Raw genomic sequence first — 18,146 nt, forward strand, 5'->3', positions numbered from 1 at the left:
GTCTTCAAGCACGCCTCAGCGCCAGGTTGCGGGTGCCAGCAGGTGCTCGGTCGGGAAGGCCTTGGCATACGCGTGGCACACCCGCAGCACCTGCTCATCGGCAAACCGCGCGCCCACCACGTGCAACCCTACCGGCAAACCATTCGCCGCCAACCCGCACGGCACCGACGCCGCCGGTTGCTGCGTGAGGTTGAAGGGGTAGGTGAAGGGCGTCCACTGCGTCCATTCCTGCAGGCCCGAACCCGGCGGTACGTTGTGCCCGGCCTCGAAGGCAGTGATCGGCATCATCGGCGACACCAGCACGTCGTAATGTTCATGGAACGCGGCCATGCGTGCCACCAACGCCGCGCGGGCTTCGAGGGCATCGTTGAAGTCGCTGAGGCTCAATGCTTCGCCTTGTTGCGCGATACGCAGCAGGCCAGGGTCCAGCAGTTGTTTCTGCGCCTCGCTCATCGGCCCGGTCAAGCGTGCTGCGCCAGCCGCCCACAAGGTGCTGAACACCTCCAGCGGGTCGCTGAAGCCTGGGTCGATCTGCTCGACCTGCGCCCCCAGTTGCACCAGGCCTTGCACCGCCTGGGCGACCACCCTGGCCACCTGCGGGTCGACCTCCACGTAACCAAAATTGGGACTGTAGGCCACGCGCAACCCTTTCAAGTCCGCCGCGTCCGACAGCCATGGTGTACGCCGTGGCGCGCCGATCAAGCCGTCCCGTGCGTCCGGCTGGGCGATGGTCTGCAGCATCAGCACGCTGTCTTCCACCGTGCGGGTCATTGGCCCCAGGTGCGAGAGGATGGTCATGGAGCTCGCTGGCCACTGCGGCACATAACCAAAGGTCGGCTTGATCCCGAATGTACCGGTAAATGCACAGGGAATCCGGATCGAACCGCCCGCATCGCTGCCCTGGTGCAACACGCCGAGGTTCAACGCCGCCGCCGCCCCGGCGCCGCCGGACGAGCCGCCTGCCGTGGTGCGCGTGTCCCAGGGGTTACGGGTGACGCCGTACAGCGGGTTGTCGGTGACGCCTTTCCAGCCGAATTCGGGGGTGGTGGTCTTGCCCAGCAGCACCGCGCCGGCCTTGCGCATAAAGGCCGTGAAGGGCGCGTCGACGTCCCACGGCCCCTCGGCGGACGTGGTGCGCGAGCCCTTGCGGGTCGGCATGCCGACGGTCAGCGTGAGGTCTTTGATCGATGCCGGCACACCGTCCAGCACGCCGCAGGGTTGGCCCTTGAGCCAGCGTTGTTCCGAGGCGCGCGCGGCGTTGAGCGCGCCTTCCGGGTCCACGTGGCAGTAGGCGTTCACCACCGGGTTGTAGCGTTCGATACGCAGCAAGGCGTCTTCGGTGACGTCCACCGGCGACAAGGTCTTGTCGCGAAAATGCTGCAGCAGTTGCACTGCCGTCAGTTGGCCGATCTCGCTCATGCGCTGTCCCCCTGGGCTGCATTGACCATGGCGCGCAGCAATACCGCGCAGCCCGCCGCCAGGTCGTCCGGCGCGGCGTTTTCGATTTCGTTATGGCTGATGCCGCCTTCGCACGGCACAAAAATCATCCCGGCCGGGCCGAGTTCGGCGACGAAAATGGCGTCGTGCCCGGCGCCGCTGACGATGTCCATATGGCTCAAGCCCAAGGCAGCAGCGCCATCGCGCACGGCGTTGACGCAGGCCGGGTTGAAGTCCAGGGGCGGGAAGTCGGCGGTGGGGGTCAGCTCGAAACTCAAGCCGTGTCGCTGGGCCGTGGCTTCGATCACGCCGCGCACTTCATCGACCATGGCCTGCAGCTTGTCGGCGTGCAGGTGGCGCAGGTCGATTGTCATGTGCACCTGGCCGGGAATCACGTTGCGCGAACCGGGGTGCAGGCTCAGGCAGCCAACGGTGCCGCAGGCGTGGGGCTGCTGCTGATGGGCGATACGGTTGACCGCGCTGACCACCTCGGCAGCACCGACCAGAGCGTCCTTGCGCAGGTGCATCGGTGTTGGGCCAGCGTGGGCTTCGACGCCGGTGAGCGTCAGGTCGAACCACTTCTGGCCCAGGCAACCCATGACCACGCCAATGGTGGTGGCCTGGTCTTCGAGCACCGGGCCTTGCTCGATATGCGCCTCGAAATACGCGCCCACCGGGTGGCCAAGTACCGCCCGCGAACCGGCATAGCCGATGCGCTGCAATTCGGCACCCACCGACAGGCCTTGCTCGTCCTGTTTGTCGAGGGTGTCCTGCAAGTCGAACTTCCCGGCAAACACTCCGGAACCCATCATGCACGGTGGGAAGCGCGAGCCTTCTTCGTTGGTCCAGACCACTACCTCGATCGGCGCCTCGGTCTCAACCCCGAGGTCATTCAACGTGCGGATCACCTCCAGGCCGGCCATCACCCCATAGCAACCGTCGAACTTGCCGCCGGTGGGTTGGGTGTCGATATGGCTGCCGGTCATCACCGGGGGCAGGGCGGGGTTACGGCCAGGGCGGCGCGCGAAAATATTACCGATGGCGTCGACGCTGACGCTGCACCCGGCGGCCTCGCACCAGTGCACAAACAGGTCGCGGGCCTGGCGGTCGAGGTCAGTGAGGGCCAGGCGGCACACGCCGCCTTTGACTGTGGCGCCGAGCTGGGCCAGGTCCATCAAGGATTGCCACAGGCGGTCGCGGTTGATCAGCGGGGCGTTGCTCTTGAGCGGTTGCGCAAAACTATTCATCAGCAGTCTCCGGTCAGGCACTCAGGGCCAAATAGCGGTTTTTGATCGTCGGGTCGGCGCGGAAGGCGGCGGCGCTGCCCTCGTAGACCACGCGGCCTTGTTCGAGCACGTAATGGCGGTCGGCGAGCTTGTCGCAGACCATCAGGTTCTGTTCCACCAGCAGCACCGGCAGGCCGTCGTCCTTGACCTTGCGCAGGATCTTCACCAGCTCGTCGACAATCACCGGGGCCAGGCCTTCGGTGGGTTCGTCGAGGATCAGCAGCTTGGGGTCGTTGAGCAGGGCGCGGGCGATGGCGAGCATCTGTTGCTCGCCGCCGGACAGCGCATGGCCGGCATTTTTGCGCCGCTCCTTGAGGCGCGGGAACATGGCGTAGACGTCTTCGAGCTGCCAGCGGCTGGTCTTGCGCGCGGCGATGCGCAGGTTTTCCTCGACCGTGAGCAGGCGGAAAATCCCACGGTTCTCCGGCACCAGCGCCAGGCCCTGGCGCGCGATCTCAAAGATCTTCTGACCCACCAGTGCCTGGCCGTTGAAATGAATCTGGCCCTGGCGCGGGCAGATGATGCCGAGGATGCTGCGCAGCGTGGTGGTCTTGCCGGCGCCATTACGGCCCAGCAGCGTCACCAGTTCGCCGGGGTTGACGGTCAGCGACACGCCTTCGAGCACGTGGCTTTTGTCGTAGTAGGAATGGATGTTTTCGACGATCAGCATCAGGCAGCCTCCCCAAGATAAGCGCTCCGCACACGTTCATCGGCGCGCACGAATTCTGGCGTGCCTTCCACCAGGATCTGGCCGTGGCTCATCACCGTGATGCTTTGGCTGATGGACATGACGATGCTCATGTTGTGTTCGATCAACAGCACAGTGTGGTCGCGGCCGAGGTCGCTGATCAGTTGGGTCATGATCGGGATATCGTCGATGCCCATGCCCGAGGTGGGCTCATCGAGCATCAACAGTTTGGGCCTGGAGCAGATCGACATGCCCACCTCCAGCACGCGCTGCTGGCCGTGGGACAGCTCGCCGGCCAGGGTGTCGGCGCGGGCGGTGAGCTGCAGGCGTTCCAGCACCTGGTCGGCCATCTCCAGGTGTTCGCGTTTGCTGTTCACGCGGCGCCAGAAATTCAGGGCGCGGGCACCGTCACGTCCCTGGGCGGCGAGGCGCAGGTTTTCGCGCACGCTGAGGTTCTGGAACAGGCTGGTGAGTTGGAACGAGCGCGCCATACCGAGGCCAACGCGGCCATGGGCGGGTTTGCGCATCAAGTTCTTGCCGTCGAAATGAATCGCCCCGGCGGTGGCCTGGCGCTCGCCGGTCAGGCAATGGAACAGGCTGGTCTTGCCCGCGCCGTTGGGGCCGATGATGGTGTGGATGGTGCCGGCCTCGACCTTGAGGTTCACGCCATTCACTGCATGGAACGCGCCGTAGGCCAGTTCCAGGTCTTTGGTTTCCAGCAGGATGCTCATAGCCCTTCCTCCTTGGCGACAACGGCAGGTTTGCGGCTGCCGCGCACCTTCTCGAACAGCGACGCCAGGCCGCCCCACAAACCACCGCGCATGAAGATCACCACCAGAATCAGGATCACCCCCAGCAGCATCAGCCAGCGCGGCCACAGGTCGGAAAGGAAATCGCCGAGCAACACGATGGAACCTGCGCCCAGCAACGAGCCGAACAATGAGCCGGTGCCGCCGACGATAGTCATGATCAGGATGTTCTCGGACATCGCCAGGTCGATATTCGACAGCGGCACAAAGTGCAGCAGCATCGCGTACAGCGCGCCGGCAATCCCGGTGACCGCGCCGGACAGCACGAAGACGAGGATCTTGAAGTGGCGCGTGTCGTAGCCGATGGCCGAGGCGCGGGTTTCGTTTTCGCGGATCGCCATCAAGGTGCTGCCGAACGGCGAGGCGATCACCCGGCGTGCGCCGATGAAAATCAGCAGGAACAGCACCGCGACGAGCCCGTAGAACGCGCGGGCGTCGGCCAGCGACAGCAGCACCGTGTCGCCGATGCGAATCTCCGGGCGCGGCACGCTGAGCAGGCCGTTGTCGCCGCCGGTCCAGTCGCTGAGCGTGTAGGCGACGAAGTAGGCCATCTGACTGAACGCGAGCGTCAGCATCACGAAGTAGATGCCGGTGCGGCGGATCGCCAGGGCGCCCACCAGCAGTGCCAGGAAACCACCGGCAATGGCGGCGCCGAGCAGGGCGGTAAACAGGCCCAGTTGCAGGTGGATCATCAGCAGCGCGGCGCAGTAGGCCCCGGCGCCGAAGAAGATGCCTTGGCCGAACGACAGCAGCCCGGTGTAGCCCAGCAACAGGTTGCAGGCCAGGGCCGCCATGGCGAAGATCAGGATCTCGGTGGCCAGGGTCGCCGAGGGCAATAGCAATGGCAGGCCGATCAGCACCGCCAATACCCAGAGCAACATGGCTTTGGATTGCGTCTTGGCAAACGGCAGGGGGTTTTTCTCGCTCATGTCAGGCTCTCCCGAACAGGCCGTAAGGGCGGACCAGAATCACCACGGCCATTGCACCGTAGATCATCAGGCTCGCACCCTGGGGCCAGAGTGTGGTCATCAGGCTTTGCACCACGCCCACCAGTAAACCGCCGACCAGCGCACCGCTGAACGAGCCCATGCCGCCGATCACCACCACCACGAACGCGACGCCGAGGATCTCCGGTCCGACAAAGGGCTGTGCACCGCGCAAGGGGGCGAACAGCACCCCGGCGACACCCGCCAGCGCTACGCCAAGGGCGAAGGTCATGGAGAACAAACGGAAGATATTGGTGCCCAGCAGCGACACGGTTTCGGTGCTTTCACTGCCGGCGCGCACCAGGGCGCCGAAGCGCGTGCGTTCCAGCAGCAGCCACAGGCCCAGGCCGATCAGCCCGGAAAACACGATGAGGAACAGGCGGTAATAGGGGTACACGAAGTCGCCCACCACCAGCACCCCGCGCAGCAGTTCCGGCACGGCGACGCTCTTGCCGACCGGGCCCCAGATCATCACGCTGGCTTCCTGGATGATCAGCGCGATCCCCAGGGTTACCAGGATCTGGAACATGTGCGGCAGGTGATAAATGCGTTGGATCAACAATCGCTCGATCACCCACGCCAGCGCGGCCACCACCAGCGGCGCGATCAGCAACGCCAGCCAGAAGTTGCCGGTGAGGCTCACGGCGGTGTAGCAGATGTAGGCGCCCAGCAGGAAGAACGCGCCATGGGCGAAGTTGACGAAGTTGAGCAGGCCGAAAATGATCGTCAGCCCGACCGCGATCAGGAAGTAGATCATCCCCAGCCCGAGGCCGTTGAGGATCTGGAACAGGTAAAGATTAAGCATGCAGGAACCCTCGGCAGGACGCCGCTTGCGCGGCCCTGCGCTACAAAGTTTGAGCGGTCAGCCGAGCGCGCAGCCCGTCGCGTCCACTGGCGGGAACGACTGGCCGGCGCTGAGCACCTTGGCCAGGTCGTCCTTGTCGGCCATGTCGGCAGTGGCCTTGCCGATCAGCAGGTAGTAATCCTTGATCACCTGGTGGTCGCCGGCGCGGATCGATTCCTTGCCGGTCGGGCCCTCGAAACTCAGGCCCTGCATGGCCTTGGCCACCGTCGGCCCGTCGAAGCTGCCGGTGGCGATGATGGTGTCGAGCATGACCTTGGTGCTGATGTAATCGGCGGCCAGCGGGTAGGTAGGGTTGATGCCGTATTTGGCCTGGGTGAGCTTGACCAGTTCACGGTTGAGCGGAGTGTCGACCTGGTGCCAGTACTGCGCGCCCAGGTACACGCCGTCGAGGATATCGCTGCCCAGTTCCTGGAACTGGTCGAGGCCGGCCGACCACACCAGCAGCACTTTCATGCGCTCCTTGATGCCGAAGTTCACCGCCTGGCGCAGGGTGTTGGACGACTGGCTGCCGAAGTTCAGCAGCACCAGCACATCGGGTTTGGCGGCGATGGCGTTGGTCAGGTAGCCGGAGAATTCCTGTTCCTGTAGCGAGTGGTAGCTGTTGCCGACATGCTCCAGGCCGTGTTCCTTGAGCACATTTTTTGCGCCCTCAAGCAGCGCTTCGCCGAACACGTATTGCGGGGTGATGGTGTACCAGCGCTTGGCGTCGGGCAGCAGCTTGATCAGCGGCACGATGGTTTCGCGGATCGCGCCGTAGGTGGGCACCGACCAGCGGAAGGTCGCCTTGTTGCAGTCCTTGCCGGTGACTTCGTCGGCGCCCACCGGGGTCATGAACACGCCCCCGACCTTGTCGACTTCCTTGGCCACCGCCAGCGCGGAGGACGACAGCGTGCAACCCTGGAAGAACCGCGCGCCGTCCTGCTGGATGGCTTCCTGCACCTTGCGCACTGCCTTGCCGGCATTGCCTTCGGTGTCGATGACCTTGTAGTTCAGCGGGCGGCCGAGAATCTCGGGGTGTTGTTCCACCGCCAGGCGCGACCCCATGTCGGCAAACTTGCCATAGCTGGCGAACGCGCCGGACATGGACTTGAGGCCGTAAAAGGTGAAGGGCTCGGCGGCGAAAGCCGAACGCACGCTCAGCGGGAGGCTGAGGGCGGCGGCTGCGGTAAGGCTGGCTTTCAACAACGTACGACGCTGCATGGGGTGACTCCCTGGTTTAGTTATTGGCAGGAGCGGCAAGGGCGATACGGTGGAGCTGGGGCCTGTGGGCAGGCCTTTTTATTGAGTGGGGTGAAACGGTCTAACGGTTGGAACCGGGTCTGAATGTGGGAGCGGGCTTGCTCGCGAATGCGGTGTATCAGTCACCGGATGCATCGCTGCCCCAGCGCATTCGCGAGCAAGCCCGCTCCCACATTGGATCTCTGGTGTTATTAAGAGTGATCGAACTCCAGCAAAAAATGCGGGCTGACCTGGCCTTCAAGGGCGGTCATGTGGTGTTCGGCGTCGCACATGTGCTCGTGCATCAAGCTGCGCACGGCGTGTTCATCGCCGGCGCGAAAGGCGATCAGCAGTTGCTTGTGATAGTCGAGGTTGGCCGCGTCAAACTGTTTGCGCTTGGGCTTGTAGGCTTTTTTCAGCACCACCAGGTCGCGCAGCAGGTCGTTGAGGAACTGCGCCATAAAGCTCAACAGCGGGTTGGGGCAGGCCTTGGCCAGCAGGTTATGGAACTCCAGTTCCGCCAGGCGTTGCTCGCGCTGGCCGGCTTCGCTGTCTTCCGGCGCGCTGCAAAAATCCACGTTGTCCTGCAGGGCCTGGTAGTCGTCTTCGCTCAGGCGGCCGAGCACCGACACCGCCAGTTCCACTTCGATGACTTTGCGCAGTTGGTAGACCTGCTCGCCATCCAGGTGCTGAAAGTGCAGGTAGTTGCGCAGGGCGCGGCTGGCCGGTTCGGTGCCGGCCTGGTTCAGGTAGGCGCCGCCGCTGGGGCCGGTGCGTGTGCTCACCAGGCCTTCGACCTCCAGCGCCTTGAGCGCCTCACGGGCCGAGCCCTTGGAGCATTGGAAGCTTTCCATCAGCTCGCGCTCGGTGGGCAGGCGGTCGCCGGGCTTCAAGGCATCGGTGACGATGGAGCGCTTGACCGACTCGACAATCACGTCGGACAGCTTCTGGCGTTTGCGTCGTAGCGGGCGGCTGAGCATGGGTTCGATTTATCGTATTAATGCGGATAAATAGCACTTAATAACGATTGCGCTGGAGCGTCAACGCTGCGTGTCGTTTTCGGTGGCAACAGGTCGCAAACGACGCGCTAGTTCCCGCCGTCTGAATCCAGGCAGCGCGCAGACGCCGGTGGCTGTTTGCCGTACACCAGAAAGTCGCCGACCCATTGGGTGACGCAGCCAGCGGCGATCGCGGCGGGGGGCGTCGAGTCTTTGAGGCGCAGTTGCTCGACACTCGCATCAAGCGGCGCTGCGGGCCCGGCATTGATCAAGACCATGCGTGCGACGCGTTCGGAAAACAGCCCGGCATACCGGTTGCCGAGCTGGGCCGCCTGGGCGTTACCGACGTAGTTGAGCCGTGCTTCGCCCAGTTGGGCGCGCACGAACTCCATGTCCCGCGCGGCCAACTCGATACCTTTGTCCTGGCTCAAGTCACGGGGGCTCAGTTCGATCACGTCATAGCGGTTGACCAGGGTGCGATAGGCCGGGGTGGCGTAGGACTGCCAGCGGCTGACCAGATGGATGACGAACATTGTGCCCTGGCTGGTTGCCGGCTCGCCGGCCTGAATGAACACCACGCCCTCACGGCTGAGCGGGTCGCGTGCGCCGACGCGGGTCAGGGCCAGGCGCACAGAGCCGCGCCGGGGCGCGGCGTAGTCGCGGGGTACGCTCACACTGGCGCATTGGGTGCGCTCGAATACCTTGGGGTCCGGCTGTGCAAAACCGGGGAAGGGGCAGTCCAGCAGCCAGTCGATGGTGGTGGGTGCAATCAAGGGTTCGCCAAGGGCCGGGTGTGCTGCCAGCCAGATGCAGCCGCACATCAGGCTTCTTACCAGAACGCTGGGGGTCATCACGAGGTACCAGGCAGCCGTCTAAGGACGGCTTTTTACCAAGGACCTCGGGTTGAGGAATGTAGGATTTAACGATGTGCTGTGTGGGATTTGTGATTTTGTTAGCGGCTATCGCTATTCCAGCCGCCACCCAATGCCTTGTACAGGGCAATGCTGGCTTGCAAGCGCTGCAACCGCAGTTGCACGTTCAAGTCCTGGGCGGCGTACAGCGTACGCTGGGTTTCGAGCACGGTCAGCAGGTCTTCGGCCCCCGCTTCGTAACGGCTTTCGGCGATCTGGAAGGCGCTTTGGGCCTGCTGCAGCTCCTGGGCCTGCCATTGGCGCTGCTGGTCGAGGCGCGTGATGCTGCTGAGGGCCTTTTCCACATCGGCAAAGCCATTGATGATCGCGCCACGGTAGGTGTGCAGCAGTTCGTCCTGGCGGGCGCGGGCCTTGTCGCGCTCGGCACTCAAACGGCCGTTGTTGAAGATCGGCCCGACGAGGCCGGCGGTCAGCGTGTAGTAGGGGCTGCGCAGGATCTCCATGGCTTTGTAGGCATCGGAGCCGAGGGTGGCGCCCAACGTCACGGTCGGCAGCATGGCGGCCCGCGCTACGGTGACGTCGGCCTGCGCTGCCGCCAGTTGCGCCTCGGCCTTGGCGATGTCGGGGCGGCGACTCAGCAGCTGGCTGGGCATACCGGCGCCGATGCTCGGCCAGGTCAAGGCCTGAAAGGGCTCGTCGCCCAGGTCCAGCGTTTGCACCGGCTGGCCGAGGAGGGCGGCCAGGGTGATCTGGCTGTCTTCGGCCAACTGCTGAATCAAGGGCAATTGACGCTGTTGGCTCGCTACCAGGCTTTTCTGCTGGGCCAGTTCCAGGGCGGTGGCGGAACCGGCGTCATAGCGGGTTTGTACCAGGTCGAGCACGTTGCGCGCATTCGCCAGGTTAAGCGCGGCGATCTGTTGGCGCTGGCGCGCCGCGAGGGTCTGCGCGTAACGGTCGGCGACATTGCCGAGCAACGTCAGCTCCACCGTTGCCTGGTCAAATTCGCTGGCCCGCAGGCTCTGCAGGGCGCTGTCGCGTGCAGCGGCGCGGCCACCCCAGAAGTCCACTTCATAACTGGCGGTGAGGCTGGCGCCGAAGTTGTCGACCACATCATCGCTTTGTGACGCGTCCAGGTTCGGCCCGCCGCTGCCGCGCAGCAGTTTCTGGCGGCTGGCGTCGAGGTTGAAGTTCACCTCGGGCAACAGCGGCCCGCCGGCAGCCACCGCGCTGGCCTGGGCCTGGCGCACACGGGCCATGGCGGCGGCCACGTCGAAACTGTCACGCCGGGCCTGCTCGACCAGGCGGTTGAGGTGCGCGCTGCCAAACTGCGTCCACCAGCGTTGGTTGGTGGCCCGGGTGGCGTCGCGCTCGGCAAACTGCCAGGCGGCCGGCGGCGCGATGCCGCTCTGCGGGCTGGTCGGGGTGGCGCTGCAGGCACCCAGCATCAGGCACACGCTGAGCAGGGACAGGTGCGAAGGGATGGATCGTTTATTCACTGGTCAACGCCTTAACCGGATCGAGCCGGGCAGCTTTACGGGCCGGCATGAAGCCGAATACGACGCCGGTGACCAGCGCGCAGCCAAATGCGCCAAGCACTGCCACCAGGGAAAACTGCACGGCCACCTTGGCCAGCACCAGCACGCCTCCCACCAGTAACGCCAGGGCGATACCGCACAGGCCGCCGACCACCGAGAGCATCACTGCCTCGGTGAGGAACTGGCGCAGAATGTCGCGCTGCCGGGCGCCGGTGGCCATGCGGATGCCGATTTCGCGGGTCCGCTCGCGCACGGTCATCAGCATGATATTCATCACGCCGATGCCGCCCACCAACAGCGAAATCGCGGCAATCGAACCGAGCATCAGCGACAGCGTGTTCTGGGTACGCGCCTCGGCCTGGATCATGGCGGCGTTGTTGGTCAGCTCGTAGTCGCGCTTGCCGTGGTGCAGCCGTTGCATCAGCTGGTCGATGGCCACTTCGGCTTCGCGGACCTTGCGCGCATCGGCGGCGGCGATCACCACATACTCGGGGTTGTAGCTGCCGAACAGGCGCACGCTGGCGGCGGTGTAGGGAATGGCGATGCGGTCGTCGCTATCCTTGTTGCCGGAGCTGGCGCCTTTTTCCGCGAGCACGCCGATCACCTGGAAGGGCACGTTTTCAATCAGGATGTACTGGCCGATCGGGTTGACCTGGCCCTTGAAGAGTTTTTCCTTGATGCGGTGGCCGATCACTGCAACGGTCGCCCCGGTGCGCTCGTCCGCCTCGGTAAAGTAACTGCCTTCGACCACCGGCCAGTTGAAAATCAGCGGGAAATTGGTGTCGTTGCCGCCCACGTACGCCATGTAGTCGACATTGCCGAAACGCACCCCGGCCTCGGTGCCGTTGACCGGCATGATCCGTTTGACCTGGGGCAACGCCGACAGCGCCTTGACGTCATCCAAGGTCACGATACCCAACGGCGTACGCGGGTTGGGCGAGGAACCGCTCAAGTACAGAATGTTGGAGCCGAACGCGCCCATCTGCGCCATGACCTGGCGCTTGCTGCCTTCGCCCACCGCCAGCATCACCACCACCGACGCCACGCCGATGATGATGCCCAGCAAGGTCAGCGCGGTGCGGAAGCGGTTGATCCACATCACCCGCCACGCCGCCTGTACCGCATCCACCAGTTCGGCCTTCCAGGCGCCATTGTGTTCGGCGCCGTCGACCAGGCGCTGGCGCAGGTCCACCGCCTGCAGGGCACCGTCGCTGACCGTCGGCGCAGCCGCGTTGCCAGCGGCCGAATCACTGATGATCAAGCCGTCGCGAATCTCGATGATGCGGTTGGCCCGCGCCGCTACATCGCGGTCGTGGGTGATCAGGATCACCACATGGCCCTGGCTGGCCAACTCGTCGAGCAGGGTCATGACCTCGGCGCCGCTGTGGGTATCGAGGGCGCCGGTGGGTTCGTCGGCGAGAATGATGTGGCCGCCGTTCATCAGTGCGCGGGCAATCGACACGCGCTGCTGTTGGCCGCCGGACAACTGGTGCGGACGGTTGCCGGTGCGTTCGGCCAGGCCCAGGCGGGTCAGCAGGGCGTTGGCGCGGGCGTGGCGTTCGGCGGCGCTGATACCGGCGTAGATCGCCGGCATCTCGACGTTTTCCTGGGCCGAGCCCGAGGGGATCAGGTGGTAGCCCTGGAACACGAAGCCAAACGCCTCACGGCGCAGCCAGGCCAGCGCGTCGCTGTCCAGGTGGGCGACGTTTTCCCCGGCGAACAGGTAGTCGCCGACGCTGGGGCGGTCGAGGCAGCCGAGGATATTCATCAACGTCGACTTGCCTGAGCCGGAGGCGCCGACAATCGCCACGAATTCGCCGGCATGGATCGACAGGTCGATGCCGCGCAAGACATCGACCTGCGGGCTGTCGCCGCCGCCGTAGGACTTGCGGATGTTCTTGAGTTCGATCAGGGGCGTGGTCACCTCAACCCCCGTTGCCGTCAGCCGGGCCGATCAGCAGGTGATCGCCTTCGCGCAGGCCGTCGAGCACCTCGACCCGCAGGCGGTCACTGATGCCCAGGTGCACTTCGCGCTCTTCGATACGGCCGTTTTCCGCTACCACGCGGGCGATCTGTTTGTCGGCGCTGGCGGTGCCCTGCAAGGCGGCGACCGGCACCGTGAGGGCATCCTTGACGGCGCTCGCGACAAAAAATACCTGGGTGGTCATTTCGGCCATCAGGGCGTTGTCGCTGTTGTCCACGTCCAGCAGCACGGTGTACAGCACCACGCGGCCGCTGCCGCTTTTATTGGAACTGTTGGGGCTGCCGCTGCCCTGGGTTTCATTCAGCGGCTTGGGCGGGATCGGCAGGATCTGCCGCACGGTGCTGGTCCAGCGCCGGTTGCCGCCGCTGAGGGTGGTGAAGTAGGCGGTCATGCCAGGTTTGACGTGGCCGATATCGGCTTCGGAGACTTCGGCCCACACGGTCATGGGCGACAGCTTGGCGATGCGCAGGATCAGCGGCGTCTGCTGCTGGGCGTTGAGGGTCTGGCCGACTCGCGCGTCCACCGCCACCACCGTGCCGGTCATCGGCGCATAAATGCGCGTGTAGCCCAGCTCCGCTTCGTCGCTGCGCAGGCTGGCCTGGGCCTGCAGGATCTGCGCCTGGAACATGTCCATGCGCGCCTGGGTTGCGCTCAGTTCGGCCTTGGCAGTTTGCACGTCCTCTTCGCGGGTCGCGTTACCGGCGGCCAGGCGCTGCTGGCGCTGGTACTTCTGGCGGGCCAGTTGGTGCTGGGCTTTTTGTTCCTGCAATTGGGCCTTGAGGTTTTCGATGGCGTAGCGGCTGGCGTCGAGCTTGGCCTTTTGCGTGGAAGGGTCGATCTCAACCAGCAGTTGGCCTTCCTGAACCTGGTCCCCGGCCTCGACATGGATCTTGCGGATCTGCCCGGAGGCTTGCGCGCCCACATCCACATAGCGGCGCGGCTGCAGCGTGCCCAGCGCGGTGACGCTGTTTTCGATACTGCCGCGGCTGACGGTGACGGTGGTCAGCGTGTCACGCCCCGGCGGCAGCACCTGCCAGGCCGCGACGGCGATGATGGGGATCAGGCACGCGATAACGAACAAGGCGCGTCGGGCAGGTCGAGGGCGTTTCATGCGTTGGTTCCAGCCAGGAAAGTTCGGACCGCAGTTGCGGGGAGCTGACAAGTAAACGAGGGAATTGCGCGGGGATTTAGGCAGTTACCGGCGTAAATACAGTGACTCTGGAGAAAAAAATCGACCGTTGGTGCAAGTCTGCTTTAAAAGTAGATGAGAATTACTATAAATTGCATGCGCGCAAACTGCCATCACCGAACCACTGTCTTTTTTTGCACCCAAGGACCTAATGCCGCCACCCGGCGGTCGGGAGTCATGTTGGAAAACTACTATCGCGAGCTGGTGTGTTTCCTGTACGCCAAGCTGGGCAACCGTCAGGTCGCCGAGGATGTGGTGCATGACGCGTACGTCCGGGTGCTGGAACGTTCCAGCGACATTCCCATCGAACAACCCCGCGCGTTCTTGTATCGCACCGCGCTGAACCTGGTGATCGACGGCCACCGGCGCAACGCCCTGCGCCAGGTCGAACCCCTGGAGGTGCTCGACAGCGAAGAGCGTTTTGCCGTCTGTTCGCCCCACACCAGCCACGACCACAGCCAGCGCCTGGCAATGCTTGAGCGCGCCCTCGCCGAACTGCCGCCGGCCTGTCGCGACAGTTTTCTGCTGCGCAAACTCGAGGGCATGACCCACCTGCAAATCGCCGAGCACCTGAGCATTTCCCGCCCGCTGGTGGAAAAGCACATCGTCAACGCGATGAAGCACTGCCGGGTGCGGATGCGTGAGTGGGAAGCGCACTGATCAGCGATCAGTTAAATTTTATTTCACTGTCCTCGTTTCCTATCAACACATGGCCTGTTGTTCAGGTCTTGAAGGTATTCCCGCCCCACCGCCAAGGGGCTTATCCAGAGGACACTGGAATGACACAGGCAATTGCTTCGCCCGCGGTTCACGACCTGATCGGTATCGGTTTCGGCCCCTCGAACCTGGCGCTGGCCATCGCCCTGCAGGAGCGCGAAAAGGCCCAGGGCAAACTGGACGTGCTGTTTCTCGACAAACAGGCCGACTACCGCTGGCACGGCAATACCCTGGTCACCCAGAGCGAATTGCAGATTTCGTTCCTCAAGGACCTGGTGACCCTGCGCAATCCCACCAGCCCTTACTCGTTCGTCAACTACCTGAAAGCCCACGACCGGCTGGTGGACTTCATCAACCTGGGCACCTTCTACCCGTGCCGCATGGAGTACAACGACTACCTGCGTTGGGTCGCGGGGCAGTTTCCGACCCAGGCGCGCTACGGCGAGGAAGTGCTGGCCATCGAGCCGATCCTGCATCAGCAGCAGGTTGAGGCGCTGCGTGTGATCTCCCGCGATGCGCTGGGCGAACAGCATGTGCGTACCACCCGCTCGGTGGTGGTCAGCGCCGGTGGCACACCGCGTATTCCCGAGGCGTTCAAGGGCCTCAAGGGTGATAGCCGGGTATTCCACCATTCGCAATACCTGGAGCGCATGGCCACCCAGCCATGCGTGGATGGCAAGGCGATGCGCATTGCGATCATCGGCGGCGGCCAGAGTGCGGCTGAAGCCTTTATCGACCTGAACGACAGCTTCCCTTCGGTGCAGGTCGACATGATCCTGCGCGGTTCGGCACTCAAGCCGGCCGATGACAGCCCGTTCGTCAACGAAGTGTTCTCGCCGGCGTTCACCGACCTGGTCTTCCAGCAGGTGGGGGCGGAGCGTGAGCGCCTGGTCGCCGAATACCAGAACACCAACTATTCGGTGGTGGACCTGGACCTGATCGAACGCATCTACGGGATTTTCTACCGCCAGAAAGTCTCGGGCATTGCGCGCCAGGCGTTCCGCACCATGACCGTGGTCGAGAAGGCCACCCCGGGCCCGCTGGGCATCGAACTGGTGCTGCGCAATAACGCCAACGGCGAAACCAGCATCAACCATTACGATGCGGTGATCCTGGCCACCGGCTATGAGCGCGAGACGCATCGCGCATTGCTGGCGCCGCTGGAAGACTATCTGGGCGAATTCGAAGTTGCACGCGACTATCGCATCGTCACCGATGAGCGTTGCAACGCCGGGATTTACATCCAGGGCTTCAGTCAGGCCAGCCATGGCCTGAGCGATACGTTGCTGTCGGTATTGCCGATTCGTGCCGATGAGATCGCGGCGTCGCTGTACGCCCTCGACCGTGGGCGCGGCAAGAGCCGTTCGGTGCAGGACCTGCTGCTGGCCACCGCCAGCTGACAGGCTGCACTTGTGACCTGAGGGACTGACTGATACTGTACAAAAAACCAGTATCGGTAGCCCCTCATGCAGTTGATCGAAAAACTCAGCATCCTCGCCGACGCCGCCAAGTACGACGCTTCCTGCGCCAGCAGTGGCGCGCCCAAGCGCAGCTCCGAGGGCAAGGCGGGGCTGGGTTCCACCGATGGCATGGGCATCTGCCACAGCTACACCCCCGACGGGCGCTGTGTGTCCTTGCTCAAGGTGCTGCTCACCAACTTCTGCCTGTACGACTGCCAATACTGCGTCAACCGCCGCTCCAGCGACGTGCCCCGTGCACGCTTCAGCCCGGAGGAGGTGGTAACCCTGACCCTCGATTTCTACCGACGCAACTGCGTCAGCGGGCTGTTTCTCAGCTCCGGCATCATCCGTTCAGCCGACTACACCATGGAGCAGCTTGTGCGGGTGGCGAAGCTGCTGCGCGAAGAACACGACTTTCGCGGTTACATCCACCTCAAGACCATCCCCGACGCCGACCCGGCGCTGATTGCCGAGGCGGGGCGCTATGCCGATCGCCTCAGCGTGAACATCGAGCTGCCCACCGATGCCAGCCTGCAGACCCTGGCGCCGGAGAAGCAGATCGGCTCGATCAAGCAAGCGATGCAGACCATCTACACCGGCGAGCAGACCGTGCTCAACGAACCCCGAGCCCCGCGTTTTGCGCCGGCCGGGCAGAGCACGCAAATGATCGTTGGCGCCGATGACACCGACGACAGCACCATCCTCCACGGTGCCGAGGCGTTGTATGGCAATTTCAAGCTGCGCCGCGTGTATTACTCAGCGTTCAGCCCCATCCCCAACAGCCCTAAAAGCGTGCCCCTGGCCGCGCCGCCGCTGATGCGCGAACACCGTTTGTACCAGGCGGACTTCCTGCTGCGCAGTTACGGTTTCAGCGCTAACGAGCTGTTCGAAGGCCCCGGCCACCTGGCGCTGGACATCGACCCCAAGCTGGCCTGGGCCCTGGAGCATCGCGAGGTCTTCCCCCTGGACCTGAACCGTGCCGAGCCGACCCTGATCGCGCGCATCCCCGGGATTGGCCTGCGCACCACCCAGCGCCTGGTGGACCTGCGCCGCGAGCGCAAGATCCGCTTCGAAGACCTGGCGCGCATGCGCTGTGTGTTGGCCAAGGCCAAGCCGTTTTTCATCACCAGCGACTACCACCCGCAACAGGCCGAGAGCACCAGCGTGCTGCTGCGCGAACAACTGCGCGATCGTCCGCAGCCTCAACAAATGGGGTTGTGGGGATGATCAGCCTGGAATGCGACAACCTGTTCAGTACCTGGCGCGAACAGGCGCGCTGGCTGCTCAGCCACCAGGTCGACCCCAGCCAGGTCAGCTGGGGCGAAGCCGAGGTGGCTGACCTGTTTGCCACGGATCAACCGATCCCTGAAGCGCTCGGCCCTTTCCAGGCGCGCATACCCAAGGCCTTGCTCGAATTGCTGGAGTCTGCCGCCTGTTACCACGGCGATCAGCGCTGGAGCCTGTTGTATGAGGTGTTGTGGCGCGTCAGCCACGGCGACCGCACCGCGATGCTGGCGGGCGACAAACTGGGCAGCGAGTTGCAGCGGCGAATCAAGCAGGTCAGCCGCGAAGCCCATCATCTGCACGCATTTGTGCGGTTTATCGCGCTGCCGGCCGAGGCGGGGCCCGAGCTGCCGGAGTATGTGGCGTGGCATGAGCCGGCCCATGACATTCTGCGCAGTGCCAGCCAGCACTTTGTCGGGCGCATGGGCCGCCATCGCTGGATGATCGCCACGCCGCTGGACGGGGTTTATTACGATGGCGAACAGTTGATTCATCAACGCCAGTGCCCCGAGGCGTGGCAGCAACTGGCGCAAAATGTCGAAGACCCGCACAGCGCCATGTGGTTGACCTACTACAGCCATATCTTCAACCCGGCGCGGTTGAACCCCAAGGTGATGGAAGGGCATTTGCCCAGCCGGTTCTGGAAGAACCTGCCGGAGGGCAAGTTGATACCGGGCTTGATCAGCGAGGCGCGGACGGGGAAACAGAAGGATGGGCAGGCGAAGCTGATTGGGGCCAAGGCCGGTAAAAGAATCTCAAGCGGGCACGGTTAAAAATGCTGTCTCTATACACATCTCCGAGCCCACGAGACGACGAGA

Annotated in this window: 16 protein-coding genes; 4 read left to right on the top strand and 12 right to left on the bottom strand. The window is 64.1% G+C overall.

Annotated features, from left to right (window positions below):
* Window positions 1–15: 15 nt before the first annotated feature.
* From GIW02_RS20920 to GIW02_RS20975, 12 genes are all read right to left on the bottom strand, one after another.
* Window positions 16–1,419, bottom strand: coding sequence for an amidase (locus GIW02_RS20920; protein ID WP_236414295.1), 1,404 nt, complete (start codon window positions 1,417–1,419; stop codon window positions 16–18).
* On the bottom strand, window positions 1,416–2,684 hold the full coding sequence (locus tag GIW02_RS20925) for a Zn-dependent hydrolase (protein ID WP_236414297.1): 1,269 nt from the start codon (window positions 2,682–2,684) through the stop codon (window positions 1,416–1,418). Before GIW02_RS20925 ends, GIW02_RS20920 begins: the two co-directional genes overlap by 4 nt.
* Before the next feature lie 13 nt (window positions 2,685–2,697).
* Window positions 2,698–3,393 carry an ABC transporter ATP-binding protein gene (locus tag GIW02_RS20930; RefSeq protein WP_236414299.1) on the bottom strand — a complete coding sequence of 232 codons (696 nt, stop codon included), beginning with the start codon at window positions 3,391–3,393 and terminating at the stop codon, window positions 2,698–2,700.
* Window positions 3,393–4,142: an ABC transporter ATP-binding protein gene (locus GIW02_RS20935; protein ID WP_236414301.1), complete on the bottom strand. Its 750-nt coding sequence runs from the start codon at window positions 4,140–4,142 to the stop codon at window positions 3,393–3,395. The genes GIW02_RS20930 and GIW02_RS20935 overlap by 1 nt, the downstream gene beginning before the upstream one ends.
* Window positions 4,139–5,149, bottom strand: coding sequence for a branched-chain amino acid ABC transporter permease (locus GIW02_RS20940; protein ID WP_236414303.1), 1,011 nt, complete (start codon window positions 5,147–5,149; stop codon window positions 4,139–4,141). Before GIW02_RS20940 ends, GIW02_RS20935 begins: the two co-directional genes overlap by 4 nt.
* Before the next feature lies 1 nt (window position 5,150).
* Window positions 5,151–6,011, bottom strand: coding sequence for a branched-chain amino acid ABC transporter permease (locus GIW02_RS20945; protein WP_236414304.1), 861 nt, complete (start codon window positions 6,009–6,011; stop codon window positions 5,151–5,153).
* Between the two features lie 57 nt (window positions 6,012–6,068).
* A complete protein-coding gene (locus tag GIW02_RS20950) occupies window positions 6,069–7,271 on the bottom strand; it encodes an ABC transporter substrate-binding protein (RefSeq protein WP_236422033.1) in 1,203 nt (400 codons plus the stop codon).
* A 230-nt stretch (window positions 7,272–7,501) separates the two neighbouring features.
* Window positions 7,502–8,269 carry an FCD domain-containing protein gene (locus tag GIW02_RS20955; RefSeq protein ID WP_236414308.1) on the bottom strand — a complete coding sequence of 256 codons (768 nt, stop codon included), beginning with the start codon at window positions 8,267–8,269 and terminating at the stop codon, window positions 7,502–7,504.
* 107 nt (window positions 8,270–8,376) lie between these two features.
* Window positions 8,377–9,138: an alpha/beta fold hydrolase gene (locus GIW02_RS20960; RefSeq protein WP_236414317.1), complete on the bottom strand. Its 762-nt coding sequence runs from the start codon at window positions 9,136–9,138 to the stop codon at window positions 8,377–8,379.
* A gap of 101 nt (window positions 9,139–9,239) precedes the next feature.
* The gene (locus GIW02_RS20965; RefSeq protein ID WP_456361660.1) at window positions 9,240–10,655 is read right to left on the bottom strand and encodes an efflux transporter outer membrane subunit; all 1,416 of its coding nucleotides are present in this window, start codon (window positions 10,653–10,655) and stop codon (window positions 9,240–9,242) included.
* Window positions 10,648–12,618 carry a MacB family efflux pump subunit gene (locus tag GIW02_RS20970; RefSeq protein WP_236414319.1) on the bottom strand — a complete coding sequence of 657 codons (1,971 nt, stop codon included), beginning with the start codon at window positions 12,616–12,618 and terminating at the stop codon, window positions 10,648–10,650. The genes GIW02_RS20965 and GIW02_RS20970 overlap by 8 nt, the downstream gene beginning before the upstream one ends.
* A gap of 1 nt (window position 12,619) precedes the next feature.
* Window positions 12,620–13,789: an efflux RND transporter periplasmic adaptor subunit gene (locus tag GIW02_RS20975; RefSeq protein ID WP_236414321.1), complete on the bottom strand. Its 1,170-nt coding sequence runs from the start codon at window positions 13,787–13,789 to the stop codon at window positions 12,620–12,622.
* Between the two features lie 255 nt (window positions 13,790–14,044).
* Between GIW02_RS20975 and GIW02_RS20980 the strand changes: the two genes are divergently transcribed.
* The 4 genes from GIW02_RS20980 to GIW02_RS20995 all read left to right on the top strand — a co-directional run bounded on the left by GIW02_RS20980 (window position 14,045) and on the right by GIW02_RS20995 (window position 18,101).
* On the top strand, window positions 14,045–14,527 hold the full coding sequence (locus GIW02_RS20980) for a sigma-70 family RNA polymerase sigma factor (protein WP_268935526.1): 483 nt from the start codon (window positions 14,045–14,047) through the stop codon (window positions 14,525–14,527).
* A gap of 119 nt (window positions 14,528–14,646) precedes the next feature.
* Window positions 14,647–15,984 (top strand): SidA/IucD/PvdA family monooxygenase, encoded by a 1,338-nt coding sequence (locus GIW02_RS20985; RefSeq protein ID WP_236420001.1) that lies wholly within the window; start codon window positions 14,647–14,649, stop codon window positions 15,982–15,984.
* 66 nt (window positions 15,985–16,050) lie between these two features.
* The gene (locus GIW02_RS20990; RefSeq protein WP_236422034.1) at window positions 16,051–17,271 is read left to right on the top strand and encodes a putative DNA modification/repair radical SAM protein; all 1,221 of its coding nucleotides are present in this window, start codon (window positions 16,051–16,053) and stop codon (window positions 17,269–17,271) included.
* Entirely contained in the window at window positions 17,268–18,101 is an 834-nt protein-coding gene (locus GIW02_RS20995) for a TIGR03915 family putative DNA repair protein (RefSeq protein ID WP_236419006.1), read from the top strand. The genes GIW02_RS20990 and GIW02_RS20995 overlap by 4 nt, the downstream gene beginning before the upstream one ends.
* Window positions 18,102–18,146 lie beyond the last annotated feature (45 nt).

It is taken from the genome of Pseudomonas syringae (assembly GCF_021606685.1).
Lineage (GTDB): Bacteria > Pseudomonadota > Gammaproteobacteria > Pseudomonadales > Pseudomonadaceae > Aquipseudomonas > Aquipseudomonas syringae_R.